This is a genomic window from Rickettsia asembonensis (assembly GCF_000828125.2).
Classification (GTDB): domain Bacteria; phylum Pseudomonadota; class Alphaproteobacteria; order Rickettsiales; family Rickettsiaceae; genus Rickettsia; species Rickettsia asembonensis.
Genome location: NZ_JWSW01000031.1, coordinates 1 through 16475 on the forward strand (window position 1 = coordinate 1; position 16475 = coordinate 16475).

Consider the following 16475-nt stretch of genomic DNA (forward strand, 5'->3'; position numbering starts at 1 on the left):
TTATCTCTCAACACTTCCTTTATATATAATGTTTCATAGTTGTGACGCATTACATAACAATAACTATTTCTACAACCTCCTGCACAGCCATATATAAAGTTAGGGGTTATGTAATCCGCTGATCTTCCATTAGGACGTACATGCAAGGTTTTCGTATTTTATACTATTTTCTTAACCATACGATTTTAAATTAAAGTTTATTTAAAATACTTACTTAGCTTTACAAGCTTCAGATTTATTTACTTATATTGATATTGTAGTTATAAATTATTAATTACAAATATATCATAAGTTATGGAAAAACCAAGCTATCTAAATTTTGATAATAAAAATTATAAATGGAAAAATGATATTGATTATCGTAAATGCCCAGAAAGCTATAGAGTAGGTAAAGGTGAACAAGGAGTATTAATTTGTCAACCATATAAAAATGAAATTTTGCCTTATTGGAAGTTTAAAACTCCTGAAATTGCTAAAGAAAGTAGTGAAAAAATATATGAAATATTTTTAAAATCCTTAGAGGATAATAATTTTGTTGGAGCTAATATGGCTCGTAAATATTTACAAATGGGTTTTACTAGAAGTAGACGTTATGCTAATTATAAAGGTGGGAAAAAATATGACAAAGAACATGATTATAAGAAATTAGAAAGAGGAGGGGGACCCCCAAAAAAAAAGTAAAAAGTGCCGATATATTTTTCAAAAAATGGCAAGAGGCAGAAGACAATAAGAAATATAAAAAGATGAAAATAGAATGGAAAAAACAATATGGGTAAATATTAGCTTTACCGGTTTAGTTTTTTTATATTATAGTAGATTAATAGAGGATAGATTATGACTAAAGATGAAATTGCAGAGCTGTTTAAAAAATGTCTTGCTCTTCATAACAGATATCAATATCAAGAAGGAAAAGACAATTTACGAAAATTCGTTGAAACTGATCCTGAAGAACTTTCAAATTTTATTGAAAATTATAATAAAACTGAAAAATATAACAATAGGGAAGCTGAAATTTTTCATAGTTTAAGTTCTATTTTAATGGAAAAACAACAAGATAATGCAATTAAATCATTAAAGAAAGCTATTGAACTAGATCCAAGTAAAGCATACTACCACGAAGAGTTTTTTAATAAGTTACATAAAATAAATCCGGAGGAAGCACTCGCTTCTATTAAAAGAGCTATAGGATTAAATCCAAATAAAAAATCATTATATGAAGATTTTATTATTTTGTTGAAAAAGGCAAATTATGATGAAGAAGCAGCAAAAATTACTGAAGCAATTCAAGATTTTCCTAAAAACATACCTAATTTGGTATTAGATACTGAGGAAATAATAGAAGTTTGTCAACTGGGGGATGTACTTAAATGCGAATAGTTGGTATTCCTAATTAAATATATATGTCGTCATTGTAAGAAAGCGTTGTTGTATGGCTCAGAAAAAGCGTACAATGTCATTCTTAGCAACGGCAGGAATCTAGTTTTTTCTCTGGCATTCCGTGATTTATTCACGGGATCCAGGAAAAAATAAAAACCTGGACCCCGTGGTCAAGCCACGGGGTGACATTAAGGATTACTGGATTCCCGCCTAAGTGGGAATGACATTGAGCCACGCAACAAAGCCGAATAAATCACGGGATGACACAGAGAGAAATAATAAGTCATACAACACCCGTGACGGTCACCTCAAAACAGTTTCTTTAATCCTTTTTGTAGCAGTTTATTCACAGGATCTGCTTGTTGACTTTCTTGCGGAGGATTACTTGGTTCTTCTGTATTTGTATCCTTTTTCTTTCTAAGGCCTAAAGCATCTTTAATGATATTTTTAGGTTTTTTCTCTCCGCTTTTTAAGTCCTTAATAACGCTATTAAATACGTTTTTAACTAAATATGTCTGAAAAGCTTGAATATCTAATTTATGCTGTGGGTTATTTATGAATCCGTATAATTTAACGGCTATAGGCGGTGAATCAGCAATAGTAACGCTTGCACTAATATCCATCATATATTGCGGTAAGTTAATTTGACCGCTTGCATTTGCTTTGGCAGGTAAAGCATTTAAACTACATTCATTTAAATTAAGCTTGCCACTAGCTATATTCCCGCTTGCAATTAAATTTTTGAAAGATGTTGATCCGCCGCTAAAAGAGCTGTTAATAAGCCGCAATACCCCTTCGGTATTTTTAGCATTATTTACCGAATCTGCGATTCGGTTTAGGTCAAACCCGCTTATTTTTCCGTTATCGCTATTTACGTTAAATTGTCCGCTTAGATTATTAACATACGCATAAACGCTATTACCGCGAGAAGTAAGATCCGTTTTAAAACTTAGTCGTCCATCAGTTATTTTTATTTTACCCGATTGCGGAGTTAAACTTTTGAGATAGGCATTTTTAAAATCAATTTTAATTGCAGCTTTTTGATCTTTTCCTGAACTCACATAACCTGTGCTACTTAGTTCGCCACCGTAAATGCTTGCATTAACTGAAGTAATATTCAGCGTGCCACCGGTGATATTTAATTTTGCTTTTAAATTATTTATGATTAATGAGTCGTTAGTTAGTTTATCAATATTTGCGGATAATTGTCCTTCAATTTCATTTAAAAATCCTAAGTTAATAGGATTGTTTGACCAAGGAGAATTATTTTTAGCTGTAGGTATGTTTTGAGTAGCAGGACTACTAGTTTTACTTGGAACAGTGGTATGGCTATTACTTGCAAGAATTTTATCCAAATTAACTAAAGGACTGTATAAGTTAAGATTAAAATTTGGCTTCTGAGCTGCTAAATTAATATCGCCTTTAATAGATATGTTAGTATTAAAAGCAGATATTTTATTATTAATATGGAAAGTATCTTTAATTTTTTGTACTTCCCCGTTTAACTGCAATACCCCAATCTTACTTAAATTACTTACTCCCATAAGAGACATAAACGACTCAAAATTATTAATTTTTAGATTGTGAGAAATAGTTATATCTTGTGCTAAGTTTTTAAGCTCAATATCTCCTGTTAGATTACTATTTGCAGCAATTAAATTAATATTTTGTAATTTTATTGTTTGAGAATTACAAATTACATTAGAAGTAACATTCAGTTTCTGGTTAATAATAGGAGGTAATTTATCGGTCTTTAGCTTTAGAGCATCAAGTATAGGTTTTAAACTATCAGCTTGTAGCATAATATTTGTCTTATCTAAATTAGAGCTAATCTCGGTTTTAATGTTACCGGGATTGATAATAATATTTGATTTTAGGTTATTACGTTCTATATCATAATTCGCATTTGTTAGTAATTCTATATTTGGATAATTAAGTCTAGCATCTTTTATAGTTATATTTTTATTATCGGCCTTAATTGCCGTAGTTAGATCATAGTCATTTTGTAAATCAGCCGGCACGCCTAAAGCTTTAGTATTGCCTTTAATATTTGTGTTACCTATAAAAGAATTATTTTTGCTATCAAATTTTCCTTCGATTTTAATTTTTTCCCCGGCAAGATTAATATTAGCACTTAACGGAATTATTTTTCCGATTTCTTCAATATTTCCCTCTATATTAATCTGTTGTTCCAAAGCATTTAAAGCTAAAGTAAATTCTATAGGACCTTTAAGGCTTTTAATTTTAGTATCTAAATTAATATCGTTAAATATTTTCTCGCTATTTTTTTCTCTATATATTACTTTGCCGTTTATTATTTTAAGATGACTAATCAAAATAGGAAGTTCTAATTCACTATTATTAGTAGATTCTGTAGAACTAACATTATTTTCTTTATGCTTATTATTAGATGTAACGAACTGCCAATTTTTTTGTCCGTTATTCAAAACTTCTAGATTTATAATAGGTTTTTGTAGTTCTATAGAAGCTACTTCAATTGCTCCTCTAAAAAGAGGAAAAAGCTTTAATGACGCTTTAGCACTTTCAACAGAAACTAAATTAGGTTCTTTTGTACCCTCTATTGATGATAATTTAATTTCAGGTAATGATATTGCCGGATTTGGTAATAAAGATAATTTTATATCGCCGTTAATAGTTAAATCTCTATTTGTAGCCTCTTTAACTTTATCTATTATTACTCCTTTATAATTATTTAAAGGAATAAAGAAAGGAATAATAATTAATAATAATATTATACTTATAAATATAATAAGTGAGTATTTTAAAGTTTTAGGCATAGAGTTTAACCTTCTATTTATATACATATATTGATTATAGTATTTAAGGCTTAATTGTCAAATTCATATAATTTACTCAATTAAGTATTACTCGATGTCATCCCGCGAGCTTGTAGCGGGATCCAGTTAAAAATACTAAAATTGTTAGTATTTTAAGTTGTTTTTTAGATCCCGTGGTCAAGCCACGGAATGACATCGAGTAGGTTTTTCGATCCATGCAACAATGCCCCGCTTCTAGCTAGGAATGACATCAGTGCTCAAATTTCTCTTTGATAATTTAAAACGACATAATCTTTAGTTATGAGAGGGAAAAACCCTTTATTGAAAGGTAATAATTCGGTTGTTTGATCTAAAAATTCTATTTCAATTATGTCACCGGCACCAAAGTTAAGAATATTTTTAATTTTGCCTATTTCTTTATGATCTTGGTTTAATACCGGTAAATGATTTAAATCAGCTATATAAAATTCATCTTCTTCTAGTTTCGGTAAACTTGCTCTCAAGCAAAATAGTTTATAACCTTTTAAATTTTCAGCCTCATTTCGTGTAGCTATATCATTAAATGTACAAATTAATTCTCCTTTAGTATTTTGGCTAATTAGCTTAATATGTATATCTTCTCCGGACTCATTTACTAAATTTCTTTCAAGTATTTTTGTAGCAGGTTCGGTAAAAGATTTTAAAATTACATGACCTTTAATTCCGTGACATGATTTTATTACACCGACTAAAATTAAATTTTCTAAAGAATTCATTAATTTACCTTTAAATTTTGATAGTTATATATAATAATATATTTAAAAACTTTTTTACAGACATGATAAAAAAAATAGCTGCCGGCATTATAATTTGTTTCTCATTATTGTTATTTATAATCTTTGGTGCATTATCTTTTGTTAACTATAATTCGGTTACCAATAATCTTACCAGTTATTTAGGAATTGCGAAAGAAAATATCGGCAAAATAAAGATGAATAAATTTCCTTTGCCATATTTAATTATTGAGACGATAAAGGAAGAAGGAGAGTTAGATTTAGAGCAGATTAAAATTCATTTTTCGTTGTGGTCGCTTATAAAATTTAATCCTAAAATTAATAAAATAGACATATTAGATGCTAAATTTTATTCTAATTCTAATGTATTAAATATTTATAATCATGAAGAGTTAATAAAGAATTTCTTTAAATATAAATTACAAAATATAAATCTAAATGTTACTAATCTAAGTATTATTAATAAACAAGACTATTCTATTTTAAATTTTAATAATTGTATATTAAAAAAAGAAAATGCTTTATCGTCTAATTACATATTTAAAACTACAAGTAACTATATAGGTAAAATTTCAGGTTCAATTAATAAACGTGACGATATAGTAGATTTTAGTCTTGATATTGATAACCATAATTATGGTTTTAAGCTATCGCAAATTTACAAAGATTTTAAGCTTACTAGCGGTAGCGGTGAATATCAGATTAAAAATTTAGCATCGGTAATGTATAATATATTACCGGATTTAAACCATCTTTTTAATAAATTTAATCAAAATGAGGCAGTAAACGTTAAATTTAATATTTCAAATAATGAAGATGAAATAGAGCTAAAAGACATAGTAATAGCATCCTCTTTTATTACAGGTAATGGATTTGTTAACATTGCTAAAAATGATAATATTACTACTAATGTGAAATTAGATTTTCCTAAAATAGATCTAAGTTCGTTAATTTCTCCAAATGCAGAGGTAACATTTAATACTTCTTCTTCAAATATTAGATTTATTTTTGCTGACAAATTGCTTAAAGCAGACGTAGCAATTAACGAAATAATTTTAAGTAGTAATGAAGCACTAGAAAAAATAGTCTTTTCTTCTAACTTATCAAAGGGTACTTTAAAGATAAATGAACTTTCAGGTAATATTAAGTCAGGCGGAGAATTTAAGCTTACAGGTAATGTAACACAGAATGCCGTTAGAAGTATGTTTGATGGACAGCTATATTTAAAGCACAATGATATAAATTCGTTACTGAATATTTTAGGATTTAACGATGTTACTATTAAAGAAGCTATTCCTTTTAGCTTGTCGTCGGATTTAAAACTCACTTTAATAGATTTATTTTTTAAAAATTTATTACTTAAAACGGACAATTTAAATTTATCGGGAAATTTTTCTAGTAAATTTATTGCTCAAACACCTCGTTTAGATGCTATGCTTAATATATCTTCACTTGACTTAAGCGGTAGGACGTATCCGATAATTTCGCCTCTTATCGAATTTACAAAAAATTTAACTAAAGATATGAAAACTTTAGATTATCCAAGTAAATTTATTCCTATTAGAACAATAGGATATTTAGCTAATTTAGATATTTTGATAGATAGCGTTAAGTATAATGATCATGTATTTGACAAAATGAATTTGCTTGCTAAAATCGTACCGGCTAATATAAAAATTAGTAATTTAGATTTTAAAACCGTGGGCAGCTATTTATCGACTAGCTGGAACTTGGATGCTTCAAGTGTATTACCGTCTTTGACCATAGAAATTAAGGACGGTAATCTTACTACTGATTTATTATCACCGGCAGGAATGCTTAATTTAAGAAATAAATTAATAAATGATTATAGTTTAGATAAAGCTACATTGCAATTTTACGGGACATTATCAACATTATCACAAAATAATTTAATATTGAAAAATGTTAAATTTTATGTAGCAAATAATAATAATCTATTACAATTTAATAATATTGAAGCAGAATTATTAGGCGGTAAGCTTCAAGGTAGCGGCAATATTTTATTAGAACCTTATTCTCTAAATTTTGTATATGCTTTAAATACAATAGATTTAAACAAAGTTTTGGCTCTTATGCCTAAAATATTTACTGCAAGTAGCGGAAAAGTAAGTATAAGCGGTAGTTTAGGGACTAACGGTAACACTCTTCAAAGCCAGCTATATAACCTTACTACAAAATCACAATTTGCTATAAACAATATAGATGTTAATAATTTTGCAATTGATTCTTTTATAGAAAAAATTAATACAGCGGATTATAAAGTACAAAATTTAGATAAAGATATAAATAGTGCTATAACCACAGGACAAGAAAATATTAGAGGCATAAGCGGTGATATTGAACTACAAAAAGGTATTGCCCTTTTAAAGAAAGTAAAATTTGCAACACAATATAGTAGCGGTGCGGCTTCTTTTGCAGTTAATATATATAATTTTGATATGGATGCTTCTAGTATTTTTTCATTTTATGTGCCGGCAAGGCTTGTTAAGTTAAATACCTCAAATACGAGTTCTGATAAAGATAGTTTGGCACAGCTTAATATAAAAATGCAAGGGAGTATTTTTGCTCCTAAGAAAACTTTTGATAGTAGTGAGCTAAAAAAATTACTTATACTACAAATAACTGAAGACAAAACTACTACAGATAACCATTAAAAAATAAAAATAAATGACTAATACTAAAACTTTAGAAGAAAATATTAGCTTTGAAGAAGCTTTAAAAGAGCTTGAGGAAATTGTTAAAAAAATAGATAACGGACAAGAGAGTCTAGAAACGGCAGTTAATAGCTTTGAAAGAGGTATTTTACTTAAGAATCATTGTGAGAAAAAACTAAAAGAAGCTCAATTAAAAATTGAGAAAATTACTAAACTTGCTGATTCTACGGTGGTCTTAGAAGAGACGGAAGTGTAGTTTGCAAGGCATTGTTGCGTGGATCAATTTCACCTCTGTCATACCGTGGCTTGACCACGGTATCCAGTAAAACAACTAAAAATACTAATATTATTAGTATTTTTAACTGGATCCCGTGAATAAATCACGGAATGACAACACAAAAACCGAGCCATGCAACAAGGCTGGCTTAACCACGGTATGACACCGAATGCATTTTTCGATCCCATACCCCGTGGGAATGATATAACGTAAAAACTACAATGCTTATGCTTAATCATATAATTGACTTCATCTATACCGTTCCTAATATTGTTTTATTCATCATAATAAATATTGTTTTGATGAGTTTTTGTGCGGGATGTTTATATTTAACAAAATATATTATTCCTAATAATTTTCAAAAAGAAGAGCTTGGGAAGTCTTGGCGGGTTTTTATCAGGTGTAGTCGGTAGTATGTATGCTGTATCAACCGGTTTTATATTAATTTATTTACTCGGTAATTTTAATAAAGCACAAGAAGGGGTGGCAGCAGAATCTATAGTATTGATGAGGCTTGCAGATAGTGTAGGTTGGCTTCCTCATGAAATGAGACCTACAATTTATCTAGATATTAAAAATTATACCAAAGATGCAATGCAGCGGGAATGACAATTAATGAAAGACGGCAAGAAAATCGGTCATGAAGCTCTTATTTTCCTCCAAGATATTAATAAGCGACTACAAGCTTATAAAGCAAGTGAGCAAATGCAGCTATTTACTAAGCAGGAAATCATTGAGGAGATAAAAGAGCTTTATACCGTAAGGTATAACAGGATTAAAATGTCCTATTTTTCCTTAAATATTCAATATTGGATAGTTGTATGTATAATGACCACTATTAATTTAATTTTTGTCTGTATGCTTTGCACCAAGCTTTATTTACATAAGATTTCGGTTGGTTTAGTTTGTATCACTTCATCATCAATGCTCTTTTTATTATTTATCCTTGATAAACCTTTCCGTGGTCCTTTTGCCGTTAATCAATATGACCTTATTAAGGCTGTACATTATATTGAGAGATTAAATTAAGACTTCCTGCATAAATCACTTCTAAAGGTAATTTGTACGTCAATCCGGTACTCGAATCCTCACATATGTCTATATACGCTGCGGTTCGAGATGAAGTGTCTCCTTCAAATTCCTCTTTATAAGATGACTTATGCAGGAAGTCTAATGATATCAGTAACAACATAACGCCATAATTTATCCGTGCCTTTGGTAATACCGATGCGGGTAGTAGTAGAGTAGGGTAGCTTTAAGCCGATATCGCCGACAAAAAATTCGTTATTATTGATAAGATCGCATTTATTATGAGAAATATTAATTCCAAGGTATTTGCATAATTTACCCGGACCATTTAGATATAGATTTTCAGGTGAAATAACATGTACGCCTCGAATTAAGGTCGCAGCCGGAAAGCCTTCAGTTTCAGTTACGAAATTTAAACAATAATACATTCCGTAAATTAAATAGACATAGCTAAATCCGGCAGGACCAAACATTATATCTGTTCTTTTGGTACGCCCTCTTGCTGCATGGCAAGCAGGATCGTCCATCCCTATATAGCTTTCAGTTTCAGTAATGATAGCTGTTTTACCTTGGAAATATAGGACTTTACCGATTAACTCAGTGCTTACTACATTAGTATCTCTTGCAAAAAAATCACGAGGTAAAGGGATTAGATTCATTTCACTATAGTATTTATATTTATGATCATAGTAAAGTATATCGATGTCATTCCTGCGAGAGCAGGAATCCAGAAAAAAACGAAATTATTTGAGCTTTTAATTCTAAAGTTTAGTGTGTTTATACCTTTTAGTAGCTGGCTTCCCGATTTCGCGGGAATGACATAGAACTTCTGTATCATGCAATAAAACTCCATTATAAAACGGTTGGCATTTGATGATTCTTTTAAAGGTAAGCCACAAGCCTTTTATGCTGCCGTGTATTGTTATAGCTTCTTTGGCATATTCAGAACAAGGGTGATGAAAGCGGCAATTATTGCCAAGTAGTGGGGAAATAAAATATTGATAGAACCTAATTATTAATAAAAGTATTTTACTCATTTTGTAGCTTATCCATAATAGTTTCCATTTTTTCTTCAGTTAGATCTTCATAATAATCATCATTGATTTGTACGACCGGAGCGTTAATGCATGCTCCTAAACATTCTATCTCGCTTAAAGTAAATTTTTGATCTTCAGTGATTTCTTTAAGTTTTATACCTAATTTCTTTTCACAAATTTTCATGATATCATCACTACCACGCAGCCAGCAAGGGGTAGTAGTACATACTTGGATATGATATTTACCGACAGGTTTTAAGTTAAACATAGTATAAAATGTTGCAACCTCATAAGCTCGCATATAAGGCATTTCTAGCATATTTGCGACATATTCGATAGCAGGCACGGGTAGCCAACCGCCGTTTTGACGCTGTGCTAAATCAAGCAGCGGAAGTATTGCACTTCTTTTACCATCCGGCGGATATTTTTTTATAATATCTTCTGCTAGGTTTAAGTTTTTCTTATCAAATGTAAAATTTGTAATTTTTGTATTCATATACTCCTAATATTATGAATAGTGTAGTAGACGAAGTTTAATTTGGAAAAGAGCAAGGCGTTTCATATTTTTTGATCCTCACGTAGTTTATCTACGCTGCGGTCAAAAAATATGAAACAACGACGCCAATTTTTTAAATTAAACGAGTCTACCTATCTATCTCACCGAATACTATATCAAGCGTGGCTATAATAGTAATAACATCTGCCATTAAATGACCTTTAGACATAAAATCTAGTCCTTGCAAATGAGCAAAGCCTGGTGCTTTAATTCGGCATCTATAAGGTCTATTACCTCCTTGCGAGTATAAATATACACCAAACTCGCCTTTAGGAGCTTCTACTGCTTTATAAGTCTCGCCGGCTGGGACGTCATATCCTTCCGTATAGAGCTTAAAATGATGAATCATCGCTTCCATAGATTCTTTCATTTTGGCTCTTGTCGGCGGTGTTAATTTAGGATCATCGGTTTTAACTGCACCTTTCGGTATTTTCTCTATACATTGCTTGATTATCTTAATAGATTCATACATTTCAAGCATACGAACGAAATATCTGTCGTAACAATCACCGTTTTTGCCGATTGGTACTTCAAAGTCCATTTCATCGTAAACGTCATAAGGGTTTGACTTGCGTAAATCCCAAGCTATGCCTGAACCTCTAAGCATCGGTCCTGAAAACCCCCAATCCATAGCCTCTTTTTGAGACACAACGCCGATATCTACTAGCCGCTGTTTCCATAATCTATTTTCATTTAATAGACTTTCAATATCATGAAGTTTAGGAGGAAATTGCTCTATAAACTTATCTATATCTTCAAGTAAACCGTCAGGTAAATCTTCTGCAACGCCTCCAGGTCTGAAGTAGTTTGAATGCATACGAGAGCCGGAAACACGCTCGTAAAATTCCATGATTTTTTCTCGCTCTTCAAAAAGCCATAATAAAGGAGTAGTAGCACCGATATCTAAAGCTTGGCTGCCAATATTCAAAGTATGGTTTAAAATTCTTGTTAATTCTGAGAATAATACTCTGATAAACTTAGCTCTTCTAGGGATTTCGCATTCTAATAATGACTCGACTGCCAAAGCAAACGCATGTTCTTGGCACATTGGCGAAACATAATCAAGGCGATCAAAATATGGTATAGCCTGCAAATATGTTTTATGCTCAATAAGCTTTTCCGTACCACGATGCAGTAACCCAATATGAGGATCGGCGTTATTCACTACTTCCCCGTCCATCTCAAGAATTAACCTTAAAACTCCATGAGTTGCCGGATGCTGCGGACCAAGATTTAGAGTTATAGTTTTAGTGTTATTAGTCATAGTATCCGTCATTGAGAGAAGCAGTAGGCGTTGTTACATCGATACCCAAACCGTCATTGCGAGGAGCGACGCGACGCGGCAATCCAGTTAAATAATTAAAAAAATTCTGTAAATCAGAATTTTTTACTGGATTGCTTCGTCGAATTACTGTGTAATTCTTCTCGTAATGACGGAAAACCAAGCTATATAATAACGCTAGAGTAGTAGGCTTTGCTACAATCCAGTTAAATAATTTCATCATACAAATCTTTTCAATTTACATTCATTTGCTCAATTAAATTAAGCTTTTTTGTTCTTGAGCCTGATTTAATTTGTTTTTCTCTAGTTATTGCAGAATCCATAGTTTCATGAATTTCATAAAATACTAGCATTTTACAATCGTATTTTTTACTAAACCCATTAGTTGTATTATTTTTGTGTTCATATATACGTTTAATAAGATTAGAAGTTACTCCTACGTAAATAGTACCGTTTCGTTTATTAGAAATAATATATACAGCCGGTTGTTTCATAATTTTTACTGGATTGCCACGCAGCCTATGGCTGCTCGCAATGACGACTCCGGTGCCCACAAGCTCTCCTCGCAATGACGTTGTTACTTCCTTGCCTTCTTGTCCCCCGGTAATACGTAAGTAGGGCTATGCCAGTGAGAGCTGAAATCAAACTCACGATATTCTATATCTAAATCGACCGGCTCATAAGCCACTTTCTTTAGCTGCTCATCATATTTAACCTGGGTATAACCAGTTAACGGGAAATCTTTACGCAAGGGATGCCCCTCAAATTCATAATCGGTAAGTATCCGTCTTTTATCGTCATTACCGTCAAAATTTACCCCGTACATATCGTAAACTTCACGTTCATACCAACAAGCAGCACTAAATATATTCATCGCCGAAGGTATATTCTCTTTTTCGAATATATATACTTTTATTATAAGACGCTTATTTAATTTTAGGCTTAGTAAGTTGTAAATTACTTCAAATCTTTTATCTCTTTCAGGAAAATCAGTTCCAAATAAATCAGTAAGTACAGTAAAGCGTAATTCTTCCGATTCTTTTAAAGCTTTTAAAAACGGTAATAAAAAATTCGGCTCGATTTTATAAGCTAAGTAATCCTTAACTATAATAGGTGTTATTAAAATGCTAGATTTAGCTGCAAGTTTTTCAATGAGTTCGTCTAGCGTCATACTTAAAACCTGTAGTGCGTTTAATTTTTTTCTGTAACTGCATAAGCCCGTAAATTAATGCTTCGGCGGTAGGAGGGCAGCCAGGGACATATACGTCAACCGGTACGATTTTATCACAGCCGCGCACTACCGAATAAGAGAAATGATAATAGCCGCCGCCATTAGCACAGCTGCCCATTGAAAGCACCCATTTAGGTTCAGGCATCTGATCATATACTTTACGTAGAGCCGGTGCCATTTTGTTAGTAAGCGTTCCTGCAACTATCATAAGATCGGACTGTCTTGGACTTGGTCTAAATAACATACCGAAGCGATCCATATCATATCTACTTGCTGCTGCCTGCATCATCTCAACAGCACAACAAGCAAGCCCAAAAGTCATAGGCCATAAGGAATTAGCTCTCGCCCAGCCTATAACGTCGTCAACTTTAGTGAGTAAGAATCCTCTATTAGAAAGCTCATTATTTAATAATTCGTCTTCTTGATAAAAACTGTGTTTCATATAATTACCAATCTAAAGCTCCTTTCTTCCATTCATATATGAACCCGATAGTAAGTACGAATAAGAAAAATATCATTGAGAAAAAGCCTATTTTACCTATCATATTAAGGCTAATAGCCCAAGGCACTAAAAATGCGATTTCAAGGTCAAAGATAATAAATAAAATAGCAACTAAGTAAAAACGTATGTCAAATTTTGACCTTGCATCACTAAAAGGTTCAAAACCACACTCATAAGGCTCTAGCTTATCTTTATTATATTTCTTTGTCGATAATAGGTTAGGTAGAATCATTATTAAGCCGGAAACCAATACCGCAATACTGAAAAATATAGCAATCGGTAGATATTCTTGTAAAAGCTCTGAGTTTTGTAGCATATGTTTTTATTGTATGAGTATAAGTGCGGTTTATGTCATTCCCGCGAAAGCGGGAATCCAAGTTTTTCAGTGTTATCCCGTGGCTTGACCGCGGTATCTAAAATTACATTTTTATTTGGACCCACGATTTAATCGCGGGATGACAACAAAGGTTACTGGATTCCCGCTGTTGCTGGAATGACATCAAACACTTACTTCTATATCTATACCAAATAGCATCAATTATCAACGATAATATCAGGTTTAACTAGTAACTTCATTAAAACTAGTACCCAAATACCGCTTGATATCCACCATATTTGCCAAATATTATATGAAATCATGCCGATAATATAGTAACTTATGAAGCATGAATAAGAAGCTGCTCTAAAATTAGAACTCTTTATATTATCGATTTGTTTGAGATATTTATAAACTAAGCATAAAAATAATATTAAACCTATTATACCGAGTTCAAGAGTAATTTGTAATATGTTATTATGAGGATGTAGCGGCAAAAGATGCCATTTTTCTCCGTTGTAATTGATCATTTCACTATTATTGACTTTGATATATTTAGAAGAAGCAAAGCCATAGCCTAAAATCGGTTTTAGGGTGATTTTATTTGCAACAAAATGCCAAATAAATAAACGATGAGCAGCGGAAGGTTGTGTAGCTAAATATTTTTCAGATAAATCTCGTGGTTCTATTTGTTTAGCTATAACAGGAAATAGTAACGAGCCGGTAATTAAACTTATTGCAATTAATTTGAAAAATATCGGCTTTATAACTCTTGCTAAAATAAATATTACTCCGCCTATACTAAAGCCTAAAAAACTTGCTAAACTATCGGAAATACTTAATAAATAAAGCACTAATATATATAGCATTAAGGCATGCCTTCTTCTGCCGTTAGAGAGCAAAATTATAATCGCTACCCAAGTAGTAATTGAAAGTAAAGCACAGCCCCGATCTAGCATATATAAACCAAAACTAGCTTTGAATGTTCTTGTTAAAAAACCGTGAGAAGAATATTCGATGAAGAATAATAATATTGCCGTGAGAATTCCGAGTATTAAAGTTTTTTTGAGCTGTATGCGATTCCCGAAAGGAGCAGAATTACTAACTGCAAAGCCGAGAAATAAAAGTATGAAAACTTGAGCAAAAGTAGCTAAGCTATTAATAGGATGAATTCCGAATAAACAAGATATAAAGCACCAAGCAGTGAATAGTAATGTCATACCGTGGCTTGTCCACGGTATCCAGTTTAAAATATTAAAATTATTAGTGTATTTAATTGTATTTCTGGATACTGTGGACAAGCCACAGTATGACACACCTAGTAAAAATACTGTTACAGTAGCTGCAACCGATAAGCCCGCTACCATTCCAAGGCTTGGAATTAGGAATATTAAAGTTGAAGTTAAATAATTTATCATTTCAATTAAAAACAATCTTTAGCAAAAATTTCGTAGATTGGGTGTTCAAATGTTGAAAGTGAAATGCTTGAAGAAATCATCCATCCTTGAAAAAGTAAATTAGGATCTTCGTCTATTTTATATTCTGTTACGGTCATCAACAAATAATTATCTTCATTATACGGATCAAGGTTTTTTATACATTTATGCAATTTGATTTTTATATTACCGAAATATTTTTCCTCTCCAACTTTAAAATTAATTTCTTCAGAAGTGGCAGTAATTTTATTTAGAGCAATAATTTTACCGTTTGTATAGCTCTTAAACTCGGAACTATCATTAATATTATCGTTTGAGTTTAAAACAGGATGATTTTCATCAAGAGGGATAAATACATCGTTTTCAATATCTTCGGTTGTAGTAACCGACTCTAAATTTTCTGCAAATATAGAAGAGTAAGCACATATGATCGTGATAAAAACAATTCGTAGTAACTTCATAGATAAACATATTATTTTTCAAAATTATATACTATAGGGGATTAATGGCAATGATAATTTGTGATATATGTCATACCGTGGCCCCTCCACGGTATCCAGTTTTTTTTAATTATTTTTTGGACCACGTGGTCAAGCCACGGGGTGACAGTAAGTCACAGTATGATATAATAACATGCTCCACTCTAAAGAACTCTTAAATTCTATTTTACGGCAGGATTTTCATAGCTTTATCATTAAGGTATTTAATACTACTTAATCCGGGAGTAGAGTATTACCCAAGTAAACATATAAGAATAATTACCGATTATTTAAATGCCGTGCAAAGCGGTGATATTAATCGTTTAATAATCAATATACCGCCAAGGAGTTTAAAATCTATTTGTGTTAGTGTTGCTTGGCCTGCCTATTTACTTGGGATAAGTCCTACCAAAAGAATTATGGCTGCCAGCTACTCTCAAATACTTAGCATTAAACACTCACTAGATTGTCGGTTTATTTTAAATTCCGATTGGTATAAGGAACTTTTCTTGAATACTATTCTTAGTAAAACCCATAATCAAAAAAGTAAGTTTTTAACGACTGCTAACGGCTTTAGATTTGCAACATCGGTTGGAGGATCGGCAACAGTTGAGGGCGGTGATATCTTAATTATCGATGATCCTCATAACCCTACGCAAATTCATTCTTATAAAATACGTAAGAAAGTTATAGATTGGGAGTGTTGA

General features: G+C 31.7%; 20 protein-coding genes and 2 pseudogenes. 7 read left to right on the top strand and 15 right to left on the bottom strand.

Annotation, left to right across the window (positions count from 1 at the left end; genetic code table 11):
- Window positions 1-294 precede the first annotated feature (294 nt).
- Window positions 295-681, top strand: coding sequence for a DUF4385 family protein (locus tag SB78_RS04175; protein WP_241773731.1), 387 nt, complete (start codon window positions 295-297; stop codon window positions 679-681).
- A 357-nt stretch (window positions 682-1038) separates the two neighbouring features.
- Window positions 1039-1377: a hypothetical protein gene (locus SB78_RS11750; protein WP_041078882.1), complete on the top strand. Its 339-nt coding sequence runs from the start codon at window positions 1039-1041 to the stop codon at window positions 1375-1377.
- A gap of 308 nt (window positions 1378-1685) precedes the next feature.
- On the opposite strand, the gene SB78_RS04190 is transcribed toward SB78_RS11750, so the two are convergent.
- Together SB78_RS04190 and rimM are read right to left on the bottom strand one after the other, a co-directional pair.
- Window positions 1686-4175 (bottom strand): AsmA family protein, encoded by a 2490-nt coding sequence (locus tag SB78_RS04190; protein ID WP_041078871.1) that lies wholly within the window; start codon window positions 4173-4175, stop codon window positions 1686-1688.
- A 257-nt stretch (window positions 4176-4432) separates the two neighbouring features.
- On the bottom strand, window positions 4433-4930 hold the full coding sequence (gene rimM, locus SB78_RS04195) for a ribosome maturation factor RimM (protein WP_041078872.1): 498 nt from the start codon (window positions 4928-4930) through the stop codon (window positions 4433-4435).
- 62 nt (window positions 4931-4992) lie between these two features.
- On the opposite strand from rimM, the gene SB78_RS04200 reads away from it, so the two are divergent.
- Together SB78_RS04200 and SB78_RS04205 are read left to right on the top strand one after the other, a co-directional pair.
- Window positions 4993-7623, top strand: a complete 2631-nt coding sequence (locus SB78_RS04200; RefSeq protein WP_041078883.1) for an AsmA-like C-terminal region-containing protein — start codon at window positions 4993-4995, stop codon at window positions 7621-7623.
- 13 nt (window positions 7624-7636) lie between these two features.
- Window positions 7637-7879: an exodeoxyribonuclease VII small subunit gene (locus SB78_RS04205; protein ID WP_041078873.1), complete on the top strand. Its 243-nt coding sequence runs from the start codon at window positions 7637-7639 to the stop codon at window positions 7877-7879.
- Window positions 7880-7917: 38 nt separating this feature from the next.
- Here SB78_RS04205 and SB78_RS11960 read toward each other — a convergent pair whose 3' ends face one another.
- Window positions 7918-8139 (bottom strand): hypothetical protein, encoded by a 222-nt coding sequence (locus SB78_RS11960; protein ID WP_410524507.1) that lies wholly within the window; start codon window positions 8137-8139, stop codon window positions 7918-7920.
- A gap of 63 nt (window positions 8140-8202) precedes the next feature.
- On the opposite strand from SB78_RS11960, the pseudogene SB78_RS11755 reads away from it, so the two are divergent.
- Window positions 8203-8929, top strand: a pseudogene (locus tag SB78_RS11755) (bestrophin-like domain).
- A gap of 10 nt (window positions 8930-8939) precedes the next feature.
- Here the strand turns inward: SB78_RS11755 and SB78_RS11760 are convergent.
- The 10 genes and pseudogenes from SB78_RS11760 to SB78_RS04245 all read right to left on the bottom strand — a co-directional run.
- Window positions 8940-9074: pseudogene (locus SB78_RS11760) on the bottom strand (palindromic element RPE1 domain-containing protein); the annotation flags it as partial.
- A complete protein-coding gene (locus SB78_RS04215; RefSeq protein WP_041078874.1) occupies window positions 9058-9588 on the bottom strand; it encodes a DNA-3-methyladenine glycosylase in 531 nt (176 codons plus the stop codon). The gene SB78_RS04215 and the pseudogene SB78_RS11760, both read right to left, overlap by 17 nt.
- Window positions 9589-9690: 102 nt before the next feature.
- Window positions 9691-9966, bottom strand: coding sequence for a membrane protein insertion efficiency factor YidD (gene yidD / locus SB78_RS08100; RefSeq protein ID WP_081420950.1), 276 nt, complete (start codon window positions 9964-9966; stop codon window positions 9691-9693).
- On the bottom strand, window positions 9959-10462 hold the full coding sequence (nuoE, locus tag SB78_RS04220) for an NADH-quinone oxidoreductase subunit NuoE (RefSeq protein WP_041078875.1): 504 nt from the start codon (window positions 10460-10462) through the stop codon (window positions 9959-9961). The genes yidD and nuoE overlap by 8 nt, the downstream gene beginning before the upstream one ends.
- Before the next feature lie 148 nt (window positions 10463-10610).
- Window positions 10611-11786: an NADH dehydrogenase (quinone) subunit D gene (nuoD, locus tag SB78_RS04225; protein WP_041078884.1), complete on the bottom strand. Its 1176-nt coding sequence runs from the start codon at window positions 11784-11786 to the stop codon at window positions 10611-10613.
- Window positions 11779-12027: a hypothetical protein gene (locus SB78_RS10900; protein ID WP_241773735.1), complete on the bottom strand. Its 249-nt coding sequence runs from the start codon at window positions 12025-12027 to the stop codon at window positions 11779-11781. Before SB78_RS10900 ends, nuoD begins: the two co-directional genes overlap by 8 nt.
- Window positions 12028-12037: 10 nt before the next feature.
- On the bottom strand, window positions 12038-12358 hold the full coding sequence (locus SB78_RS04230) for a GIY-YIG nuclease family protein (protein ID WP_241773736.1): 321 nt from the start codon (window positions 12356-12358) through the stop codon (window positions 12038-12040).
- Window positions 12359-12381: 23 nt separating this feature from the next.
- Entirely contained in the window at window positions 12382-12975 is a 594-nt protein-coding gene (locus tag SB78_RS04235) for an NADH-quinone oxidoreductase subunit C (protein WP_041078877.1), read from the bottom strand.
- Complete coding sequence (locus SB78_RS04240; protein ID WP_041078878.1) at window positions 12953-13477, bottom strand: NuoB/complex I 20 kDa subunit family protein; 525 nt, start codon at window positions 13475-13477, stop codon at window positions 12953-12955. Before SB78_RS04240 ends, SB78_RS04235 begins: the two co-directional genes overlap by 23 nt.
- A gap of 4 nt (window positions 13478-13481) precedes the next feature.
- Window positions 13482-13853, bottom strand: coding sequence for an NADH-quinone oxidoreductase subunit A (locus tag SB78_RS04245; protein ID WP_041078879.1), 372 nt, complete (start codon window positions 13851-13853; stop codon window positions 13482-13484).
- Between SB78_RS04245 and SB78_RS11495 the strand changes: the two genes are divergently transcribed.
- The gene (locus SB78_RS11495; RefSeq protein ID WP_277813959.1) at window positions 13854-13985 is read left to right on the top strand and encodes a hypothetical protein; all 132 of its coding nucleotides are present in this window, start codon (window positions 13854-13856) and stop codon (window positions 13983-13985) included.
- An 86-nt stretch (window positions 13986-14071) separates the two neighbouring features.
- Here SB78_RS11495 and SB78_RS04250 read toward each other — a convergent pair whose 3' ends face one another.
- Complete coding sequence (locus SB78_RS04250; RefSeq protein WP_410524509.1) at window positions 14072-15271, bottom strand: O-antigen ligase family protein; 1200 nt, start codon at window positions 15269-15271, stop codon at window positions 14072-14074.
- Window positions 15272-15276: 5 nt separating this feature from the next.
- A complete protein-coding gene (locus SB78_RS04255) occupies window positions 15277-15750 on the bottom strand; it encodes a DUF2155 domain-containing protein (RefSeq protein WP_041078880.1) in 474 nt (157 codons plus the stop codon).
- 317 nt (window positions 15751-16067) lie between these two features.
- Between SB78_RS04255 and SB78_RS04260 the strand changes: the two genes are divergently transcribed.
- Window positions 16068-16475, top strand: coding sequence for a hypothetical protein (locus tag SB78_RS04260; RefSeq protein ID WP_241773737.1), 408 nt, complete (start codon window positions 16068-16070; stop codon window positions 16473-16475).

What these genes read in the sequence shown, in the direction of transcription:
- SB78_RS04175 (WP_241773731.1), top strand. Translation starts at nt 295, where the DNA reads ATGGAAAAACCAAGCTATCTAAATTTTGATAATAAAAATTATAAATGG.
- SB78_RS11750 (WP_041078882.1), top strand. Translation starts at nt 1,039, where the DNA reads ATGGAAAAACAACAAGATAATGCAATTAAATCATTAAAGAAAGCTATT.
- SB78_RS04190 (WP_041078871.1), bottom strand. Translation starts at nt 4,175, where the DNA reads ATGCCTAAAACTTTAAAATACTCACTTATTATATTTATAAGTATAATA.
- rimM (WP_041078872.1), bottom strand. Translation starts at nt 4,930, where the DNA reads ATGAATTCTTTAGAAAATTTAATTTTAGTCGGTGTAATAAAATCATGT.
- SB78_RS04200 (WP_041078883.1), top strand. Translation starts at nt 4,993, where the DNA reads ATGATAAAAAAAATAGCTGCCGGCATTATAATTTGTTTCTCATTATTG.
- SB78_RS04205 (WP_041078873.1), top strand. Translation starts at nt 7,637, where the DNA reads ATGACTAATACTAAAACTTTAGAAGAAAATATTAGCTTTGAAGAAGCT.
- SB78_RS11960 (WP_410524507.1), bottom strand. Translation starts at nt 8,139, where the DNA reads ATGATTAAGCATAAGCATTGTAGTTTTTACGTTATATCATTCCCACGG.
- SB78_RS04215 (WP_041078874.1), bottom strand. Translation starts at nt 9,588, where the DNA reads ATGAATCTAATCCCTTTACCTCGTGATTTTTTTGCAAGAGATACTAAT.
- yidD (WP_081420950.1), bottom strand. Translation starts at nt 9,966, where the DNA reads ATGAGTAAAATACTTTTATTAATAATTAGGTTCTATCAATATTTTATT.
- nuoE (WP_041078875.1), bottom strand. Translation starts at nt 10,462, where the DNA reads ATGAATACAAAAATTACAAATTTTACATTTGATAAGAAAAACTTAAAC.
- nuoD (WP_041078884.1), bottom strand. Translation starts at nt 11,786, where the DNA reads ATGACTAATAACACTAAAACTATAACTCTAAATCTTGGTCCGCAGCAT.
- SB78_RS10900 (WP_241773735.1), bottom strand. Translation starts at nt 12,027, where the DNA reads ATGATGAAATTATTTAACTGGATTGTAGCAAAGCCTACTACTCTAGCG.
- SB78_RS04235 (WP_041078877.1), bottom strand. Translation starts at nt 12,975, where the DNA reads ATGACGCTAGACGAACTCATTGAAAAACTTGCAGCTAAATCTAGCATT.
- SB78_RS04240 (WP_041078878.1), bottom strand. Translation starts at nt 13,477, where the DNA reads ATGAAACACAGTTTTTATCAAGAAGACGAATTATTAAATAATGAGCTT.
- SB78_RS04245 (WP_041078879.1), bottom strand. Translation starts at nt 13,853, where the DNA reads ATGCTACAAAACTCAGAGCTTTTACAAGAATATCTACCGATTGCTATA.
- SB78_RS11495 (WP_277813959.1), top strand. Translation starts at nt 13,854, where the DNA reads ATGTTTTTATTGTATGAGTATAAGTGCGGTTTATGTCATTCCCGCGAA.
- SB78_RS04250 (WP_410524509.1), bottom strand. Translation starts at nt 15,271, where the DNA reads ATGATAAATTATTTAACTTCAACTTTAATATTCCTAATTCCAAGCCTT.
- SB78_RS04255 (WP_041078880.1), bottom strand. Translation starts at nt 15,750, where the DNA reads ATGAAGTTACTACGAATTGTTTTTATCACGATCATATGTGCTTACTCT.